The sequence below is a fragment of the Promicromonospora sp. NPDC059942 genome (genome assembly GCF_042731755.1).
Classification (GTDB): Bacteria; Actinomycetota; Actinomycetes; order Actinomycetales; family Cellulomonadaceae; genus Promicromonospora.
This window is the reverse complement of the sequence record NZ_JBHWLR010000002.1, coordinates 379,484-398,806: the sequence shown is the minus strand read 5'-3', so window position 1 is coordinate 398,806 and position 19,323 is coordinate 379,484. Positions and strand designations below refer to the sequence as shown.

The 19,323-nt window shown below is 73.7% G+C and carries 8 protein-coding genes; 5 read left to right on the top strand and 3 right to left on the bottom strand.

All coding sequences use genetic code 11. From position 1 onward, the window contains the following. Positions 1 to 130: 130 nt before the first annotated feature. Together ACFV9Q_RS04280 and ACFV9Q_RS04275 are read right to left on the bottom strand one after the other, a co-directional pair. Positions 131 to 6,412: a S8 family serine peptidase gene (locus tag ACFV9Q_RS04280; RefSeq protein ID WP_377233310.1), complete on the bottom strand. Its 6,282-nt coding sequence runs from the start codon at positions 6,410 to 6,412 to the stop codon at positions 131 to 133. 138 nt (positions 6,413 to 6,550) lie between these two features. Next, positions 6,551 to 9,040 carry a glycoside hydrolase family 2 protein gene (locus ACFV9Q_RS04275; protein WP_377233309.1) on the bottom strand — a complete coding sequence of 830 codons (2,490 nt, stop codon included), beginning with the start codon at positions 9,038 to 9,040 and terminating at the stop codon, positions 6,551 to 6,553. Between the two features lie 228 nt (positions 9,041 to 9,268). Between ACFV9Q_RS04275 and ACFV9Q_RS04270 the strand changes: the two genes are divergently transcribed. After that, a complete protein-coding gene (locus tag ACFV9Q_RS04270; RefSeq protein WP_377233308.1) occupies positions 9,269 to 11,716 on the top strand; it encodes a X2-like carbohydrate binding domain-containing protein in 2,448 nt (815 codons plus the stop codon). 51 nt (positions 11,717 to 11,767) lie between these two features. Here ACFV9Q_RS04270 and ACFV9Q_RS04265 read toward each other — a convergent pair whose 3' ends face one another. Next, the gene (locus ACFV9Q_RS04265) at positions 11,768 to 13,957 is read right to left on the bottom strand and encodes an alpha-galactosidase (protein WP_377233307.1); all 2,190 of its coding nucleotides are present in this window, start codon (positions 13,955 to 13,957) and stop codon (positions 11,768 to 11,770) included. Positions 13,958 to 14,067: 110 nt separating this feature from the next. Between ACFV9Q_RS04265 and ACFV9Q_RS04260 the strand changes: the two genes are divergently transcribed. The 4 genes from ACFV9Q_RS04260 to ACFV9Q_RS04245 all read left to right on the top strand — a co-directional run. Next, positions 14,068 to 15,027, top strand: coding sequence for a carbohydrate ABC transporter permease (locus ACFV9Q_RS04260; protein WP_377233306.1), 960 nt, complete (start codon positions 14,068 to 14,070; stop codon positions 15,025 to 15,027). Between the two features lie 45 nt (positions 15,028 to 15,072). After that, positions 15,073 to 16,041, top strand: a complete 969-nt coding sequence (locus tag ACFV9Q_RS04255) for a carbohydrate ABC transporter permease (RefSeq protein ID WP_377230348.1) — start codon at positions 15,073 to 15,075, stop codon at positions 16,039 to 16,041. After that, a complete protein-coding gene (locus ACFV9Q_RS04250; RefSeq protein ID WP_377233305.1) occupies positions 16,038 to 18,491 on the top strand; it encodes a glycoside hydrolase N-terminal domain-containing protein in 2,454 nt (817 codons plus the stop codon). The genes ACFV9Q_RS04255 and ACFV9Q_RS04250 overlap by 4 nt, the downstream gene beginning before the upstream one ends. Then, positions 18,488 to 19,323: acetylxylan esterase (locus tag ACFV9Q_RS04245; RefSeq protein WP_377233304.1), on the top strand; the 836-nt coding region annotated here is incomplete at its 3' end. The genes ACFV9Q_RS04250 and ACFV9Q_RS04245, both read left to right, overlap by 4 nt.

The window sequence follows — 19,323 nt, the reverse complement described above, 5'->3', positions numbered from 1 at the left end:
CCACCCTTTCCCTTTTTCCTCCGCTCTCCCCCCCCCGACCCCCCTCTCTCTCCCCCCCCAAAACCATGGCCCCCCCACCCCCCACGCCTGTCCGACCAGCCGACTGACTCGGCGGACGGCGGCGGTCGGGTCAGCCGCGCGGGTCCTCCCGGACCGTGAGCGAGCTGAGCACCGGGTCGCCGTCGCCGAGCTCGCCCACCAGCTCGACCGTCAGGTCGCCGCCCGCGTGCTCGACGGCGGCGGCGTGCGTGTCGGCGGCGAGCCTGCCCACCGCGGCCTGGACGTCGTGCTCGTAGAGCACCGCCTCGCCGTCGACCAGCACGTCGAACGCGCGCCCGCCGACCGGGACCCGGTCGAGCTCAGCGAAGCCGAGACCCACCTGGTAGGTGCCCGCCGGTACGTCCTCGAACACGTAGGAGAACGTCCTGCCGGTCCGCTGGGTGCGGAAGAGCTGGTCGTCGTCCGTGCCCGCGATGTCGGCCCGGGTGGACCGGGCCTTGCCGCCCACGTAGCCCCACGCGGCGCCGTGCCGCTTCCGGTCGAGGGCCTGGTCGGCTGACCAGACCGTGCCGTCCGCGCCGGTGAGCCCCGTGCCGCCCACGTCCACGCCGAGCCAGTAGGCCGACGAGCCGAGGGTGGCGGGCAGCAGCTGCGACCCGTCCCGGCCGGCGTTCGACGCCACCAGCACGTCGCCGGTGAGCTCGCCGGGCGTGGTCCCCGACGTGTCGGCGGTGGCCGTGACCGTCGTCGACTCGCCGACGGCGAGCACGGTCGGACCCTCCAGGGCCGCGCCGGCCAGGGTCAGCCAGGGCAGGTCCGCGGACCCGCTCTGCCCCCGCTCCTGCTCCGCGAACGAGACCTTCAGCGGCGCCGAGCCGGTGTTGGTCACCTGCACCTCGGCGGTCGCTGTCTGGTCCGGGCCGAGGAGCCAGTCGAGCTCGTCGCCCGAGACCTCGGCCACGCCCGTGGTCAGCTCGGTGTCGAGCGTCCCGGCCTGGCCGGCCTCGTCGAGCGTCACCGTGCCGGCGCCGGCCACGTAGTCGGGCGACCAGACCTCCACGCTGCTCTCGCCGAGCAGCGCCTGGGCCTTCCAGCGGCCCTGCTTGGTGGTGGTGATCGTCCGGGTGCCGCCGTCCGGAGCCGTCAGCGTGACCACGGCGCCCGCGACCGGCTTGCCGTCGTTCGCGTCCGTGACCGTGCCCTCCAGCGTGCCCGACGCGGGCAGGGTGAACTCCAGGCCGCTGCCCGCGGTGAGCGTGGCTTCGTCGTAGGAGTAGACCTGGTGGGCGCCGGTCAGGCTCTCGACCCCGACCGTGGCCGACGAGCCGTGGGTCAGCGGGTTGTCGCCGCCCACGCCGGGGCCGTACCCGATCTGGATCCGGCCGTCCGCCACGAGCGTGACCGAGAAGCTGACCCGCTCACCGGGCGCCTCCTGGAAGGTCACGTCGCGGTACTCGATGACCTGCGCGTCCTGGCCGTCCACCTCGGTCACGCCGAGGTAGATGCCCGCGGCGTCGTCGACCTCCAGGTCGTCCCAGAACGGGTAGAGGGCGTCCGCCCCGCCGGACGACGGCAGGTCGGTGTTGCCCCAGCTCCCCCGGTACCGGTCGAAGGTGAGCATGCCGGCCGGCGACACGCACACCCCGTCCCAGGTGGTGTCGTAGAAGGGGAAGTCGAACTCGAAGAACAGCGGCCCGCACCCGGCGGTGCCGGTCCACGGCGTGAGCGTCGTGCCCTCCCGGTACAGGCCGGTGGTGACCTTCTGCTCGTAGGTGCGGCCGGCGGGCGACACGGGGACGTCCTCCGGTCGCTCCGGCTCCGCGGGCTCCTGGGGCCCCTCCGTGGCGCGCGGATCGCGCGTCACGAGCAGGGACGCGACGCTCGGGGCCCGCAGCCCGTTGGTGCCCCGCAGCTCGACGGTCAGCGGCCCGCCGTCGTGCTCGACGACGGCGGTGCGCACGTCCGCCGTCCGCTGGCCGGCGGTGCCCACCGGGTCGTAGGCGTAGTGCTCCAGGGACCCGTCGACGAGCACGTCGAACACGCGCTTGCCGCGTGCCGCCTTCTCGATCTCCGCGAACCCGAGGTCGACCCGGTAGGTGCCGGCGGGGGCGTCGTCGAAAACGTAGGTCAGGTCCCGGCGCACCGGGGTGCGCTGGGTCTGGAACAGGGCGTCGTCCGTGGTGCCCGCGATGGCCGAGCGCGTGGAGACGGTCCGGGTGCGACCCTCGTAGCCCCAGCCGCCGTCGCCGTGGGCCCGGTCGGCCGACCAGGCGAAGCCCACGCCGTCGGTGAAGGAACCGCCGCCCGCGTTCACAGCCACCTGGTAGTCGGTGGTCGTCACGGTGACGGGCACGTACTCCTTGGACTGCCGGCCGGCGTCGGAGCGCACCACGATGTTCGCGGCGAGCGTCCCGGCGTCGACGCCGTCCGTGGAGACCGCGACGTCGACCGTGGTCGACTCCCCCGGTGCGAGCGTGCCGTGCGTCGTGGACAGGGACAGCCACGGCAGGTCGGTGACCTGGTCGTCCTCGACGTCGACGAGCAGCACCTCGTCCGAGATCTGGTCCGTGGCCCACAGCGCGCCGCTGGCGTCGGTGTCGAGGCCGCCGCCCTGGTACGGCTTGGGGTCCGGGAACCACCAGGCGTTCACCAGCGAGCAGTCCACCGGGTCGACCTGGAGCAGCCGGCTGCGCCCGGCGGCCAGGTCGGTGTACCAGATGGTGTCGGACGCCTGGTTGTACGCCAGGCCCATGACCTGCGGCAGCGGCGGCGCGCAGAACGACAGCAGCTCGCCCGGCGTCTCGTGCGAGGTGCCGGCGACCGTACCGATCATGCCGTTGACCCGGCCGCCGACGTAGAACACGTCGCGGCCCGCGTCGTAGGCGAGGCCCGTGAGCTGCAGGGTGGACCAGTCGCCCTTGATCTCCCGCGTCTTGTCGCCGGTCTCGCGGTCGAAGCAGTGGATGAAGCTGGCCGGGCTGTCCTCCATCTGGCACATGTCGCCGGTCAGCGTGTCGAACGCCAGGTCGAAGGCCCGGTAGTCCGGGTTCCAGTCGGCCGCGAACACCTTGCCGGTCTTCCTGCCCGTGACGGTGAAGGCCGTGTTGGTCTTCGCGTCGTAGTCGTGCACCCAGACGTCGCCGTCGTAGCCGAGCCCGGACGGCTCGCCCTCCGCCGGCGTCCCCGACGGCTTGAACCGGGTGATCACGTCGCCGCCGGCGAGCGTGTCCGTGGCCAGGGTGTCGGCGGCCGTGTCCTTGCCCGCCGCCGCGCCTGGCTTCCCGGCGTCCGCGCTCGACGCCGTGTGCTTGCCCGATGTACCCGCCTCCCAGGCGGCCAGGTCGATGCTGCTCGCCGCGCCCTTCAGGGTGCTCGTGGTCGCGCCCGCACCGTCCAGCTCGGGATGCCGCTCCACCTCGGCGAGGTCGTACGTGACCGGCGCCGACCCGGTGTTGGTCAGCGTGAGCGAACCCTGGCCGTGCTGGTCGGTGCCGAGCACGGTGTCCAGGCCGTCGGTCGCGAGGTCGGCGACGCCGGTGGTCAGGCGCGCGTCGACCCTCGCCTTGGCGTAGAGCTCGTCGAGCGAGAACTCGTACGACCGCGTGACGTAGTCGGGCGCGGTGACCGTCATGGTGTAGTCGCCGGTCGGGAGCTGGCGGTGCACCAGCCCGGTCCCGTTGGTCACGACGCTCTCCACGAGCTTGCCGTCGCGCGTGAAGGCGACGTCGGCGCCCTCGACCGGGAGCCCGTCGTTCTCGTCGACGACCGTCGCGTCCAGGTAGCCGAAATCGGGCAGGTCGTAGGTGACCACGAGGCCGTCGTGCAGCACGGGGGCGTCCTGCGAGAACCGGATGCCGTCCACGCCGGCCCAGCCCTGGATGCCGGTGGTGGCGGTCGAGCCGGCGCTGAGCGGGCCGTCCGCGCCCACGCCGTCGCCGTAGGCGACGATCACCGTGCCCGAGCGCGTGATGGTGACCGAGAAGCTGATCCGGGCCGTGGTGACGTTGTCGACCGCCTCGGCCTGGACGTTGCGGTACTCGACCACGAACGCGTCCTGGCCGTCGACCGTGGTGGTGCCGGTGTAGACGCCGCCCTGGTCGTCGATCGTGAGCGGCCGGCTGATGTAGAACGGGAAGATCGCCGCCCCGCCGGTGCCCGGCCCCGCCGTGTCGGACGCGGAGGTCGTGATGACGCCGCGCCGGCCGATGTTCAGGGTCTCGTGGGTGCCGTTGTAGAACGCGATCGGGAAGGGCAGCGTGATGTCCTGCCACACCCCGCCCGTGATCTCGACCAGGTCGGTGCCGCGGCGGTAGTCGCCCTCGGACACGGAGCAGGTGTACCCGCCGAGGTCCGTGACGCGCTCCACCCTGACGGTGAGGTCCTGCGGACCGTCGACGGCGAACGTCGTGGTCGCGGGCGACAGGCAGGCGTTCGGGCGCACGGCGAGCGTGTACTCGCCCTCGGGGACGGCGGGCACGGTGAACGTCCCGTCGGCTCCGGTCACGACGGCGTCCAGCGGGGTGCCGTCCACCGACACGTCGGCGTTCGGGACGGGCGCGCCGTCCGGGTCCACCACGGTGCCGGTCACGTCGTGCCGCTGCGCGGCCGTGAGCGTCGCGTCGAGCGTGCTGGTCGTGTCGACGGCGACCGTCGCCCGCGCGGAGCTGGCGAGGTAACCGAAGGCGCTGGTCGTGACGTCGTAGTCGCCCGCGATCACGCTCATCGAGTAGGTGCCGTCACGGCCCGTGACGGTGCGGGGCGAGTGGCGGCCCTCGGCGGCGACGGTGGCGCCCGCGACGGGCTCGCCGTCGGCGTCGGTCACCGTGCCGGCCAGGGTGCCGGCGCCGCCGGAGGCGAGGGCCTCCTGGACCAGCGCGAGGGCGTCGATCTTGCCCTCGCCCCAGACGTTGTTGTCCTCGGCGGTGCCGCCGCAGCTCAGGTCCTCGGTGTCGTGCGCGGTGCCGTCCAGCAGGGTCTTCGTGCTCTCGATGTCACCGACCAGGCTGGGCACCGCGCTCCAGAGCAGCGCCACGACGCCGGCCACGTGCGGGGCCGCCATGGACGTGCCGGAGCCCGCGCCGTACCCGCCGCCGGGCAGCGCCGAGAGCACGTCGACGCCGGGCGCCGCGATGTTCGGGTTGATCTTGCCGTCGGTGCCGGGGCCGCGCGAGGAGAAGTACGCGATGTCGCCGTCGGCGTCGTACGCGCCCACGGAGTAGGTGTGGGGGTAGCGCGCGGGCAGGCGGCCGGACTCGCAGCCCGCCTCGCCCTCGTTGCCCGCGGCCCAGACGCCGAAGATCCCGGCGGCCTCCCAGGCCTCGGTCTCGTCGCCCATCCAGTCGGCGATCGGGAGCGTGTCCTCCTGCGACTGCGGGATGCCCCAGGAGTTGTTCACCACGTGGGGGCGCATCGCGGGGTCGGGGTCGCTGCCGTCGGCGCGCGTGGGCGCCAGCAGCCACTGCGCGCTGCGCAGGTAGTCGGCGCGCTCCATCGAGTTGGCGCAGCGGTCCACGCAGTTGGTCGCGATCCACCGGGCGTCGGGGGCGACGCCGATCTGGTGGTCCGCGCCGTCGTCGCCGACCATCGTGCCCATCGTGTGCGTGCCGTGGCCGCCCACCTGGTTGATGATCGGGTCGCACGGCGAGCCGCCGCACAGGCCGGGACGGTCGTACCAGTTGTAGTCGTTGTCGACCGAGCCGTCGGGCTGCGTGCCGCGGTACTTCGCGCGCAGGGCCGGGTGCTCCAGGTCCACGCCCGTGTCGAACCCGGCCACGGTGATGCCCTCACCGGTGAAGCCGAGGTCCCAGACGTCGTCCGCGTTCATCTCGTCGATGCCCCAGGTGACGGCGCCCTCGGCGGCCTCGGCGGCCTGCGTGGCCCGCTCGTCCGCGGCCGTGCGGCCCGTGGGGTCCGCCGACTCGGTCGGCGGGTCCACCAGCTCCATCGCGATCTCCTCGTGCACGAGGGCGACGTCGCTGCTGGCGGCGACGCGCTCGGCGAGCGCCTCGGTGCCGTCCTGGACGTGGATCGCGTTGCTGATCCAGAAGCTCTGGTACTCGACGCCCGCGGCCTCGAGCTGGGCGACGACGCCGGCCTGGGACTGTTCGGCGTTCTGCACGAGGGCGTCGTAGACGTACTGCCCGCGCTCGCCCCAGTCGGCGATGTCCTTGGCGGGCGCCAGGTCGGGCCGGTCGGCGAGCTGGACCCAGAAGTCGGCGCGCACCTCCTCGGCGAGCGTCTCGGCCACCTCGTCGGTGACCTTCTCGGCCACCTCGTCCCGGGCGGGCGGCGTCGGGTCGGCGGCCGGTGCGGCCGCCGCCGACGGCACGGCCCACAGGGCCGTGGTGAGGACGGTGGCGACCGACAGGGCCGCCGCCACCGCCCTGCGCGGATGGGGATGAGCTGAGGGCACGTTCACTCCATGGTTCGTGGCCGGGGCTTTGCCCCGTCGTGGGGCAATCAGCGCAAATCTGCGCCCCGTCGACCACGCCCACAAGGACAATCACGCTGCTGACCAGCGCAATTGCACAGATGAGAAGTGCCCGCCGGCTCAGCCGACCAGGTCGCCCGCGTGCCGCAGCACCGGTCCCCCGCCCTGGATGCTCCCGACGATCGTCCCGGCGAGCGCCGGGTCCGCCCCCGCGATCCGGAAGGTCGCCGACTCCCCCGGCAGCAGCGTGACCAGCGCGTCGCCCGCCGCGGCCCCGGCGTCGAGCCGGTCGGCGTGCAGCGTCAGATCGCGCACGAACGTGTCGGTGGTGACCGTGACCTCGACGTCGCCGCCGTCGAGCGGCACCGCCTGCACGTCGAGCCGCGGGCGCGGGTAGGCGAGGTCGCGGTCGACGGCGAAGTACCGGAACGCCCGGGCCGCGCCGTCGACGTCGGCCACCAGGAGCTCGGCGGCGGCGTCGCCCGGCTCGGCCAGGCCCGGGTCGAGGGTCAGCGTCGTGCCCGCCACGGAGCCGACGTCGAACGTGACCGCCTGCTCGGCCAGCACGCGGCCGTCCAGCCCGACGCGGCGCACGGTCGCCGACCCCGTCCACTCCTCGACGCCGTCGTTGACCAGCACGAGCGCGAGGCCGCCGTCGCGCGGCTGGATCGTCGCGAGCCGCGGGGCGAACGCGTCGCGCACCGCGAACCAGGCGGGCCGGCGCCGGCCGGCGGAGTCGACCACGGCCCACGACGCGACCGGCCAGCAGTCATTGAGCTGCCAGACGATCGAGCCCATGTTCACCGGGCGCAGCGACCGGAAGTGCTCGATCGCGAAGGTCAGGGCACGCGCCTGGTTGAGCTGCATCGCCCAGTGCCAGTCGGCCATGCCCGTGGGCTCGTCGAAGTACGGCGCCAGGCCGCGCGACAGCTTGAGGGAGCCGTCGACCGCCTTCTGGTGGTGCAGCACGCCCGGCGAGTCCGGCAGCAGGGGCTCGTCGTGCACGGTGTCCGTCAGGGTGCGCCAGGCGGGCGGGCCCTGCCAGCCGAACTCGGAGACGAACCGCGCCCGGTCCTGGAGGAAGACCTGGTAGCCCTGCTCGTTCCAGCCGTCCCACAGGTGCACCACGCCGCGGGAGCGGTCGTTCGAGTACACCTCCGGGGTGCCCGAGTACGGGCTGCCGGGCCAGTAGAAGGCGTGCGGGCTGACGTCGGCGACCACCCGCGGCAGGATCTCCAGGTAGTAGCGCTCGCCCCACGGCCGGTCGCCGAGGCGCTCCTTCCAGCCCCAGTCGTCCCAGCCGAGCCAGTTCTCGTTGTTGCCGTTCCAGATCACCAGCGAGGGGTGCGCCATGAGGCGGACGACGTTCTCGCGCGCCTCGGCCTCGACCTCCTCCAGCAGCCACTCGTGCTCGGGGTAGGGCGCGCACGCGAAGGCGAAGTCCTGCCAGACCAGGAAGCCGAGCTCGTCGCACTGCGCGTAGAAGTCGTCCGACTCGTACAGGCCGCCGCCCCACACGCGCAGGATGTTCGCGTTCGCCTCGGCGGCGTCGCGCAGCCGGGCGGCGACGTCGTCGTGCGTCACGCGGTGCGGGAAGCAGTCGTCGGGGATCCAGTTGAAGCCGAGCGCGGCGACGGGGCGCCCGTTGATCACGAAGGCGAACGACTCGCCGTCGGCGTCCGGCTCGCGGCGCACCTCGACGGAGCGGAAGCCGACCCGCCGGTCGTCGCGGTCGAGGGCCTCGCCCGTGACGCGGTCCAGCAGCTCGACCTCCAGGTCGTGCAGCGGCTGCGCCCCGGCGCCGCGCGGCCACCACAGGTCGGCGTCCGCCACGGGGGCCTCGACCACGGCGCGCGCCGAGGTCTCCCCGGCGGGCACCACCACGCTCGCCTCGGCGCCCGCCACCCGCACGACCAGCTCGGCGTCGTGCGCCGTGACGGTCCGTTCGAGCTCCACGCCCACCTCGACGACGCCGCGCCAGCCGGCGCCGTCCCGCTCGGCGCGCACCTCGACCCGCGTCTCGGCGAGCCGCGCGACCGACCAGGACTCGATGCGCACCGGGCGCCAGATGCCGGCGGTGACCAGCGTGGGGCCCCAGTCCCAGCCGAAGTTGCAGGCCATCTTGCGGATGTGCGCCGACGGCGAGTCGAACGCGCGCCGCGTCTCGTCGTCCAGCTCGTCGAAGGGGCCCCAGGGCGCGTCGAAGACGACCGAGACCTCGGCCCCCTCGGCCCGGTCCAGCGGCACCCGGTAGGAGCGGAACATGTTGCGGGTGCGCAGGCGCTCGACCCCGTCCACGGACACCGTGGCGAGCGTGTCGAGGCCGTCGAGCACGAGGTCGGTGCGCTCGGCGCGGGGCGTCCCGGGCGGCACGGCCGCGGGCAGCGTCGTCTCGTAGCGCCAGCGCGAGCGGCCGATCCACCGCGTCAGCAGCTCGTTGCGGTCGAGGTACGGGTCCTCGATCAGCCCCGCGGCCAGCAGGTCGGTGTGGACGGTGCCGGGGACCGTGGCCGGGACGGGCAGTCCGGCGAGGACCGCGGCGTCGGCGTCGGGTCCGGCGGTGTCGAGGTGCAGGGTCCAGGGACCGGGCGCGGCGGTGCGCGTGAGCATGAGGGCCACCAGTGGTTCTCGGAGCGGGCAGAGCGGGACGAGCGTTCCAGGAATTTCTTTCCGCTGTCAAGCAAGTGCCTCGCAGCCCTTGCGCGGAGGGTCCGGGCTGTGGTTATTTGATCGCGTCAAAAAAGGACGTATCGCCCGCCGGGCACGTCCCGCGCCTGGAACAGTGCCGTTCCGCACGTCGCCAACGCGCATCCTCGTCAAGGATGGAGAGCAGCACCCATGACAAGCCCCCGACGCCTGCTACGGCAGGCGCTGTGCGGACTCGCCCTCGTCGGCCTCGTGGCCGCCGGCTCCGCCGCTCCCGCGGTCGCCACGGCCCCGACGGCCGCCGCCGACCCCGCCCCCACGCCCCCGCAGCCCGTCCCCCGCGTCGAGCCCGGCGACCTCGCCACGTCGCCGTACATGGGCTGGAGCAGCTTCAGCATGCAGGTCTACAGCGGCGACGGCCGCTGGATCGACGCCGACCAGCTGGTCGCCCAGTCGGACGCCATGCACACCAAGCTGCAGCGCTACGGCTACGACCGCATCAACGTGGACGCGGGCTGGAACGACGGCGTCGACGAGTACGGCCGCCCCACCCCGAGCACGTCGCTGTACCCCGACGGCCTCCAGGCCGTGATCGACCACGTGCACGACAACGGCCAGAAGTTCGGGCTGTACTTCATCCCCGGCATCGGGCCCGAGGTGTACGAGGCCGACCTGCCGATCTGGGACGCGCCGGGCTGCAGCACCGGCGACATCGTCAAGCAGCCGCTGACCCGCGCCGACTACTGGGGCATCGGCTGGGCGCTCGACTTCGACAACCCCTGCACCACCAAGTACATCGACTCGATCGGCGCCCTGCTGGGCGACTGGGGCGTCGACTTCGTCAAGTTCGACAGCGTGACCCCCGGCTCCGGCATCTCCGACCTGTCGCTCGACGCGCGGCGTGACGTCGCCGCCTGGTCCGACGCGCTGCACAGCCGCGGCATCTGGTTCGAGCTGTCCTGGGCGCTCGACCCGGCCTACGCGGACTACTGGAAGGAGCAGGCCGACGGCTGGCGCGTCGACTGGGACGTCGAGTGCTACTGCGAGAACGAGGCCCTGACCACGTGGCCCAACATCGCGCGCCTGTTCCCCAAGGCCGAGCAGTGGTGGCGGCACACCGGCCCGGGCGGGTTCGGCGACCTCGACTCGCTCAACGTCGGCAACGGCCGCATGGACGGCCTCACCCAGGACGAGCGGCGCACCGCGACCAGCCTGTGGGCCATCTCCGCGGCCCCGATGTACACCGGCAACGACCTGACGCAGCTCGACACGTTCGGCCTGAACCTGCTCACCAACGAGGAGGTCATCGCGATCAACCAGGCCGCGATCCCGGCGCACCCGGTCTCGACAGCGGGGAAGCGGCAGGTCTGGTACTCGCTGCAGGACGACGGCTCGTACGTGGTCGGGCTCTTCAACCTCGGCTCGACCGACGCCGACGTCACGGCCGACTGGACGGACCTCGGGCTCGCCGACGGCGGCCACAAGGTGCGTGACGTCTGGGCGAGGAAGAACCTCGGCACGTTCACCGAGGGCTTCACGGCCACCGACGTGCCGCCGCACGGCGTCCGGCTGCTGCGCGTCACGCCCGCCGCGCGGGCGGCGTCGACCGTGAACGACGACGTGCTCCAGGTGGGCTACGGCGGCGACTGGGAGCGCAACGGGAACCAGGAGGTCGCGGCGACGTCGCAGGACCTCGCGGTCTCGGTCGTGGCGGACGGCGACGAGCCGCCCGCGCCGGGCGACACCGACGCGCGGGTCCGGCAGCTCAACGACGACGCGTCCGAGATCTCCTACTCCGGGAGCTGGAGCCACAGCACCGGCCGCGGGCTGGGCGACCACGAGGACGACGTGCACTGGACCGAGAAGGACGGCGACGCCTTCGAGCTGACCTTCCGCGGCACCGGCGTGACGTACGTGACCGAGCGCGACGAGTCGCAGGGCGAGGTGGCGGTCTACCTCGACGGCGAGCTCGTCGACACGGTCGACGCCGCGCTGCCCGCCGGCACGCCGCGCGAGAGCCAGCAGGCCGTGTGGACGACGTCGGACCTCGCGGACGGCGAGCACAAGCTGCGCATCGAGAAGAAGAGCGGGCGGTTCATGCTGCTCGACCGGGTCGACGTCGAGCAGGAGAACCTCGTGACGCCGAACGCGATCGTGGTGCCCGACGAGCAGGCCGAGGCGGCCCGCATCGAGCTGGCCCGCGACCCGGGCGAGCTCACGGCGATCCGGCACGGCGACACGGTGCTGCGCAAGGGCACGGACTGGACCGCCGACGGCCAGGCGATCGTGCTGTCGGCCGGGTTCCTCACGGCGCTGCCCGCGGGCGACACGGCGCTGACGTTCGCATTCCGCGGTGACGGCGCCGACGACGTGCACACGGCCACCGGCGAGGCCTGGACCGACCTCACGTTCACGGGCACCGGGGTGACGTGGATCGCGCCGACGGCGCCCGACCAGGGCCCCGTGCACGTCTACGTGGACGGCGTGCTGAAGCAGACCGTGGACACGAGCTCCGCGGCCCGCCGGACGCAGCAGGAGCTGTACTCCGTGACCGGCCTCAAGCGGGGCAGCCACCGCATCGTGGTGGTGAACGGCTCGGACGCGCCGATCCGGAGCGACGGCTTCCGCTTCACGCGCTGAGACGCGCGTCAGACGCTCAGGTCCCTCCGGGGACCTGAGCGTCTGACACGTTCAGTCTGCCGTCAGCTCCAGCACCATGCCTGACGCCGGGTGCAGCACCGGCAGCGTCAGGCCGGCGCCGGCGAGGAGCGCGCCGGACACCCGGAAGCCCTCGGCGCCGCGGGCCCGCGCGATCCACGCGGGCTCCTGGCCGTGCATCGCGGCCGGGCCGAACGCGTCCGGCACCCGCACCACGTAGTCGCGGTCCCGGTCGAGGCCCGGGAACGGCACCCGCGCCGTCTGCGGCCCGGCCGAGGTCGCCAGCCGCACCCACGCGAACAGCGCCCGCGCGCCGTCCTCGGCCACGGTGCCGTGCAGCAGCGTCTGCTCGTCGGCGAGGTCCGCGTGCACGCGCACTCCCCCGTGCAGCAGGTCCCGCCGCGACGTGACGAACGCCGCCCAGGACGTGAGCCGCTCCATCTCGTCCTCGGTGCAGCCCGTGATGTCCCACTCGATCCCCGGCGCGGCGAACGCCGCCGTCACCAGCCGGAAGGACAGGTCGGTGACCCGGTTCGTGGTGTGCGCCCGTGACGCGCCCACGTGCGAGCCCAGCAGCTCCGGCGGCAGCAGCAGCTCGCTCCAGAGCTGGATCTGCTGGCGCTCCACGGGGTCGTTGCAGTCCGACGTCCACACCCGCTCGGTGCGGTCCAGGATGCCGAGGTCGATCCGCCCGCCGCCCGACGCGCAGCTCTCGATCTCCAGGCCCGGGTGCCGCAGGTGCAGCTCGTCGAGCAGGGCGTAGAGCGCGAGCGTCTGCCGCCGCACCCCCGGCCGGTCCCCGGCGGCGCCGCCGCGGACCACCGCCTCGTGCAGCTCCCGGTTGTGGTCCCACTTGATGTAGGCGATCTCGTAGCGCTCCACCAGCTTCGAGATCGACTCCAGCAGGTAGGCGTACGCGTCGGGGTGCGCGACGTCGAGCACGTACTGGTTGCGGAAGCTCGGACCCACGCCCGCCGACGGCGCCAGCAGCCACTCGGGGTGCAGGCGCGCCAGGTCGGAGTCGAGGTTGACCATCTCGGGCTCGAACCACAGCCCGAACTCCATCCCCGCCTCGCGCACCCGCGCGACGAACGGGTCGAGCCCGTCGGGCCAGACATCCGCCTCGATCTGCCAGTCGCCGAGGCCCGCCGTGTCGTCCCGCCGGCCGCGGAACCAGCCGTCGTCGAGCACGATCCGCTCCACGCCCACGCGGGCGGCGCGGTCCACGAGCTCGCCGAGGCGGCCCAGGTCGTGGTCGAAGTAGACGGCCTCCCACGTGTTGAGCACCAGGGGCTGCGGCGCCCGGCGCGGACGGCGCGCACGGGTGCGGCGGTGGAACCGGTCGGCGAGGCCGTCCAGCCCGGCGTCCGACCACGCGAACAGCACGTCGGGCGCCGCGTAGCTCTCGCCCGGGGCCAGCCGCACCTCGCCGGGGCGCAGCAGCTCGCCGCCGCCGAGCACGGCCGCGTGCGCGCCGGCACCCTCGGACAGGCGCTGCACGATCCAGCGCTGGTCGCCGCTCCACGCCACGTGGGCCGCCCAGACCTCGCCCGAGCGGTGGGCGAACCCCGGCGTGCCGACGGCGACCAGGTACGGCGAGTCGAGCCCCGGCTTGCCCCGGCGCACCTCGCGCAGGTGCGTGCCGTCCACCAGCGGCAGCCGCTGCGGCTGCCGCTCCCGGCTCCAGCGCCCGCTGAAGTCGAGCACCTCCGTGGCGCGCGCCGGCAGGGGCAGCAGCGCCACGACGTGCGAGAGGTCGTAGACGTCGGCGTCGGCGCCGTCCGGCCCCGCGGTCACGGTCCACCGCACCCGCAGCACGCCCGTGGCCTCCAGCTCCACCTCGGCCGCGAGCACGAGGTCCGCGACGGGCTCGCGCACGTCCAGGCGCACCGTGCCGCCGACGCCGTCGGCCGGGACCTCCACGCGCGTCCCCACCAGCTCCGGGCGCGGCGTCGTCGCCGTCCCGGCGCGGTGGCCCTCCAGGCCCGGCAGGCCGGACCAGGTGTCCCGCTCGACGGGCAGCAGCGTGAGCGCGCGCGGCGCCTCCGGGGAGTTGGCGACCCGCGCCGTCACCGCGGACTCGCGCAGCGCGGCGACGCCGTCGGGGCCGACGTCGCCGAGGTCCTCACCCCAGTGGAGCACCCGCGGCATCTCGCCCGCGAGATCGAGCACGAGCGACACCCCGGCAGCGCGCAGCACCGCGTATTCATCACCAGCAGACATCTTCACCACCCCGAATAGACTTTCTTGACAGCGGAAACTTAGTCGCCCTACGCTCTCGGCAGCAAGCGAGGTGCCTACCTCCTGCACTTCGACGACGAGGGATGAGGCCGATGGCGATCTCCACCACGACCCCGGAGCGCGGACGAACCGCGACCGGACGCGAACGCAAGACAGGGCCGGTGCGCCGCTCCGGTTCGCCCGCCCACCGCGGGGACGCGCGGCTGGCCTGGGTCCTCATCGCCCCGGCCGTCATCGGCTTCCTGGCCTTCGCGGCCTACCCGACGCTGCGCGGGATCTACCTGAGCTTCACCGACTTCCGGGTGCTCACCCCGCCCGAGTGGACCGGCCTGGACAACCTGAAGCGGCTCGTCGCCGACGAGGTGTTCTGGCACTCGCTCGGCGTGACGGCGTACTTCGTGCTCCTGTCGGTCGTGATCGGCATGACGCTCTCGGTCACGACGGCCGTGGTGCTGCACCGGCTCACGGCCTCCACCATGCTGCGCGGCGTCATCATCCTGCCGTTCCTCATCTCCGGCGTCGTCGCCGCGACCACGTGGTCCTGGATGCTCGACGCGCAGCTCGGCATCGTGAACATCGCCATCCGCCAGCTCGGGTTCGACCCGGTCTTCTTCCTGGGCTCCAGCAAGTGGGCCATCCCCACCATCGCGCTGATCAGCGTCTGGAAGGGCATGGGCTACAACGCGATCATCGTGTTCGCCGGCCTCCAGACCATCCCGCCGACCGTCTACGAGGCGGGGCGGATCGACGGCGCGAACGAGGTGCAGATGTTCCGCCGCCTCACGCTGCCCCTGCTGCGGCCCGTGCTGGCGATGGTGCTGGTGCTGACCGTGATCGGCTCGTTCCAGGTCTTCGACCTCGTGGCCGTGACGACCCAGGGCGGCCCGGCGCGCGCGTCCAACGTGCTGCAGCTCTACATCTACGACAAGGCGTTCGGCCAGTTCGAGTTCGGCTACGCCGCCACGATGTCGCTCGCGCTGTTCGCGATGCTCATCGCCATCACCTTCCTGCAGATGCGCCTGCTGCGCGCCGACGAGTCCGACACCGACTGACCCGTCGCCCGTCCGCGCCGCCCCGAACCAGTGAGGAACCCACGCATGTCCGCATCCGCATCCGCTGCACCGGCCACCGCCGTCCGGCCCGCCGCCCGTCCCACGAACCGTGCCGGCACCCGCCCGGCGCCGTCCCGCCGCCGCCCCAGCCTGGGGCGCGCCGTCGCCTGGACCTACCTCGGCGGCGTCGTGCTGGTGACGCTCTTCCCGTTCTACTGGATCCTGCGCACGTCGTTCTCGAACAACTACGCGCTGATCACCCACCCGTCGTCGCTGCTGCCGGTCGACTTCACGTTCGGCGCGTTCCGCCGGGTGCTCGGCATCGCGACGTCGGCGGAGTCGCTCGCGGAGGGCGGCTCGGGCGCCAGCATCAACATCCTGCACTTCGCGCTGAACTCGCTGATCTTCGCGACGCTGTCGACCGGCCTGGTCGTGTTCTTCTCGCTGATCGCGGCCTACGCGTTCGCCCGCCTCGAGTGGCCCGGGCGCGACCTGGTGTTCTCGATCCTGCTCACGGCGCTCATGGTGCCCGGCATCCTGACGCTCCTGCCGAACTTCGTGCTGATCAAGGACCTGGGCCTGCTCAACACGTTCGGTGGGCTGATCCTGCCCGGGGCACTGTTCTCGGCGTTCAACATCTTCTTCCTGCGCCAGTTCATGCTCGGCCTCAGCCGCGAGATCGAGGAGGCCGCGCTGATCGACGGCGCGAGCAGGCTGCGCGTGCTGTTCCAGATCACGCTGCCGATGACGTCAGGCCCCGTGACCACGCTGTCCATCCTGGGCTTCATCGGCGCCTGGAACGACTACTTCTGGCCGCTCCTGGTCACCAGCGACGACAGCGTGCGCCCGCTCACGCTCGCCCTGGCCGTGTTCAAGCAGTCGTCGCCGCAGGCCGCGCCGGACTGGGCGGGCCTGATGGCCGCGACGCTGGTCGCGGCGCTGCCCATGCTGGTGCTGTTCCTCGCGTTCGGCCGCCGGATCGTGGACTCCATCGGCTTCTCGGGGCTCAAGTGAGTGCCGCACCGCGCCCGGTCCGCCTGCGCTGGACCGCGCCCGCCGCCCGCTGGGGCGAGGCGACACCCGTGGGCAACGGAGAGCTCGGCGGCATGGTGCTCGGTGACGCCCGCGGGCGCATCGGGCTCAACGACGCGTCGCTGTGGTCGGGCACGCCCGACGGTCCGCGGCGCGCGCTCGACGCCGTCGTCGCGGGCGGCGCGGGTCCCGAGCGCCTCGCCCAGGTGCGGGACGCCGTCGCCCGGCACGACGACGAGGAGACCGAGCGCCTGCTGCGCACCTTCGAGGGCCCGTGGAGCCAGGAGTTCCTGCCCCTCGGCGACCTCGACCTGGACCTCGGCCGGATCGGCGCGGCGGGGTACGAGCGGGTGCTCGACCTCTCGTCCGCGGTGGTCGACGAGACCTTCCTGCTGGACGGCGTGCCCGTGCGCCGCAGCACCTGGGTCTCCGCGGCCGACGGCGCGCTCCTGGTCGAGCTCGTGGCCGACGCCCCCGTCTCCGCGGTGGTGCGGCTCCGGTCGCCGCTGCGGGTCGCGGGTTCGGACGCCGGGGTGGCCGACGGCGGCGTCGCGCACCTGTCCCTGCTGGTGGAGACGCCGGTCGACGGCGCGCCGTCGCACGAGCCCGACGCCGTCGCGCACGTGTGGCGGGAGGACGGGCCGGGATCCGGGTTCGACCCGGCCGCCGCCGTGGCCGTGGCCGTGCACTCCGACGGTGCGGCGACCGTCGTGCCGGCCGAGGACGCCGGTGCGCACGAGGTCGTGCTCACCGGGGCGCGCCGCGTCCTGGTCGCCGTCACGAGCGAGACCAACGCGCGCCGCTGGTGGCGGCACGAGCCGCAGGCGCCGCGCGCCGACCTCGTCGCGCACGCCGTCCGGCGCGCGCGGGAGGTCGCGGCGTCCGACGCCGGGGCGCTGCGTGCCCGGCACGAGGCCGCCGCGCGCGAGCTGCTGGGCCGGTCCGGCCTGGAGCTCGGCGTGCCCGTCGACGGCGGGCCGATCGACGCCGGGCCTGTCGACGTCGCCGCCCTGCTGGCCGACGCGGACGACCGTGCCCTGGCGCGCGTGATCTACGCGTACGGCCGCTACCTGCTCGTCTCGTCGTCGCGGCCCGGCTCGCCGCCGGCCAACCTGCAGGGCATCTGGAACGCGTCGATGCGGCCGCCGTGGTCGTCCAACTACACGATCAACATCAACACCCAGATGAACTACTGGCTCGCCGAGCGCACCGGCCTGGGCGAGCTGCACGAGCCGCTGCTGGACCTGATCGAGCGCGTCGCGAGCGAGGGCCGTGCCGTGGCCGGCGAGCTCTACGGCGCCCGCGGCTGGGTGGCGCACCACAACACCGACCCGTGGGGGTACGCGCTGCCCGTCGGCGCCGGGCACAGCCCGACGTCGTGGGCGTTCTGGCCGATGGGCGGCCTGTGGCTCGCGGACCACCTGTGGCAGCGCTGGGAGTACGGACGCGACCGCGACGAGCTCGCGGGGCGGGTGCTCCCGCTGCTGCTGGGCGCGAGCGCCTTCGCGCTCGACTGGCTGGTGCCCGGCTCGGACGGCACGCTCGGCACCTCGCCGTCTACGTCGCCCGAGAACTTCTTCCTCCGCGCCGACGGCACGTCCGGCGCCGTCGGCGCGTCGTCCGCGATGGACCTCAGCCTGATCCGGGCGACGCTCGAACGCACGCTCGCGGCCGCGGAGGCCGTGGGCGGGGCGGAAGAGCCCTTGCTCGACGAGATCCGCGCCGCGCTGCCCCGCATCGCGCCGCTGCGCGTGGCGGACGACGGCACCCTGTACGAGTGGGGCGACGACTCGGGCTCGCTCGAACCGCACCACCGCCACCTGTCGCACCTGATCGGGCTGCACCCGCTGCACGCCATCGACGTGGAGCGCACCCCGGAGCTGGCCGACGCCGCCCGCCGGACCCTCGACGCCCGCGGGCCGGGGGCCATGGGCTGGTCCTGGTCGTGGAAGATCGCGATGCGGGCGCGCCTGGGCGACGGCGACGTCGCGCGCGACCTGCTGCGCGAGGCGACCACCCCCTTCCCGGGGGACCCCGACCTCGACGCGCCGCCGGACGGCTCGGAGTGGGGCGGCCTGCTGCCGAACCTGTTCTCGACGCACCCGCCGTTCCAGATCGACGGCAACTTCGGCCTCGCCGCGGCGATCGCCGAGATGCTGGTCGGCACCGGCGAGGGCACGCCCGACAGCCCGGTCCGCCTGCTGCCCGCCCTGCCGGCGGCGTGGCCCGACGGCCGGATCACCGGCGTGCGCACCCGCGGGGGCGTCGCGGTGGACCTCGACTGGCGGGGCGGCCGTCCGGTCGCGCTGCGCCTGCACGACGTCGTCGGCGCGGGTCCGCGCGACGTCGTCGTGAGCTTCGCGGGGCAGACCCGGACGGTGCCCGTGGGCTCGGCCGTCGACGCCGGCGACCTGTTCGGGGAGGCGTCATGACCACCGTGACCGCGGACCTGCGCGCGTCCGTCGCGACCTCGGACCCCCGCGAGCCCGCCCTGCGCGCCTACCGCTCGACGCAGGAGCTGCCGGACGACTTCGGCGCGTTCTGGCGCGACACCCTCGCGCAGGCCCGGCGGTACGACGCGCCGCCGTCCGCCGTCCCCGTGGAGACCCCGCTGGGCGCGATCGACGTGCTGGACGTGACCTTTCCCGGGTTCGGCGGCGACCCGGTGCGCGCGTGGCTGCGCCTGCCGCGGCACCGCGACGGACTGCTGCCCGCCGTCGTGCACTTCACCGGGTACGGCGCCGGTCGCGGGCACGCGATCGACGACCTGACCTGGGCCGCGGCGGGCTACGCCCACCTGGTCATGGACACCCGCGGCCAGGGTGACGGGTCGACCCCGGACGGGCCGTGGGGCGACAGCACCGGCTACATCACGCGCGGCCTCGCGGACCCGGCCGGCTACTACTACCGGCGCGTCCTCACCGACGCGGCCCGCGCCGTGGACGCCGTCCGGCTGCTGCCGGGCGTCGACCCCGGCCGCGTGGTGGTGCTCGGCAACAGCCAGGGCGCCGGGATCGCGCTGGCCGCCGGGTACCTCGCCGACGACGTGGCGGGGGTGCTCGCGCAGGCGCCGTTCCTCGCGGACCTCCCGGGCGCGCTCGCCCTGAGCGCGCACGGGCCCTACCGGGAGCTCGCCGACCTGCTGGCCCGGGACCGGGGGGGGCGCGAGGGGGCGCTGGCCACACTCCTCTCCTTGGGGGTGGTCAACCTTGCGCACCCCGCGCGCACACCCCACCGGTTTTCCCTTGGGATTGAAGAAAAAAC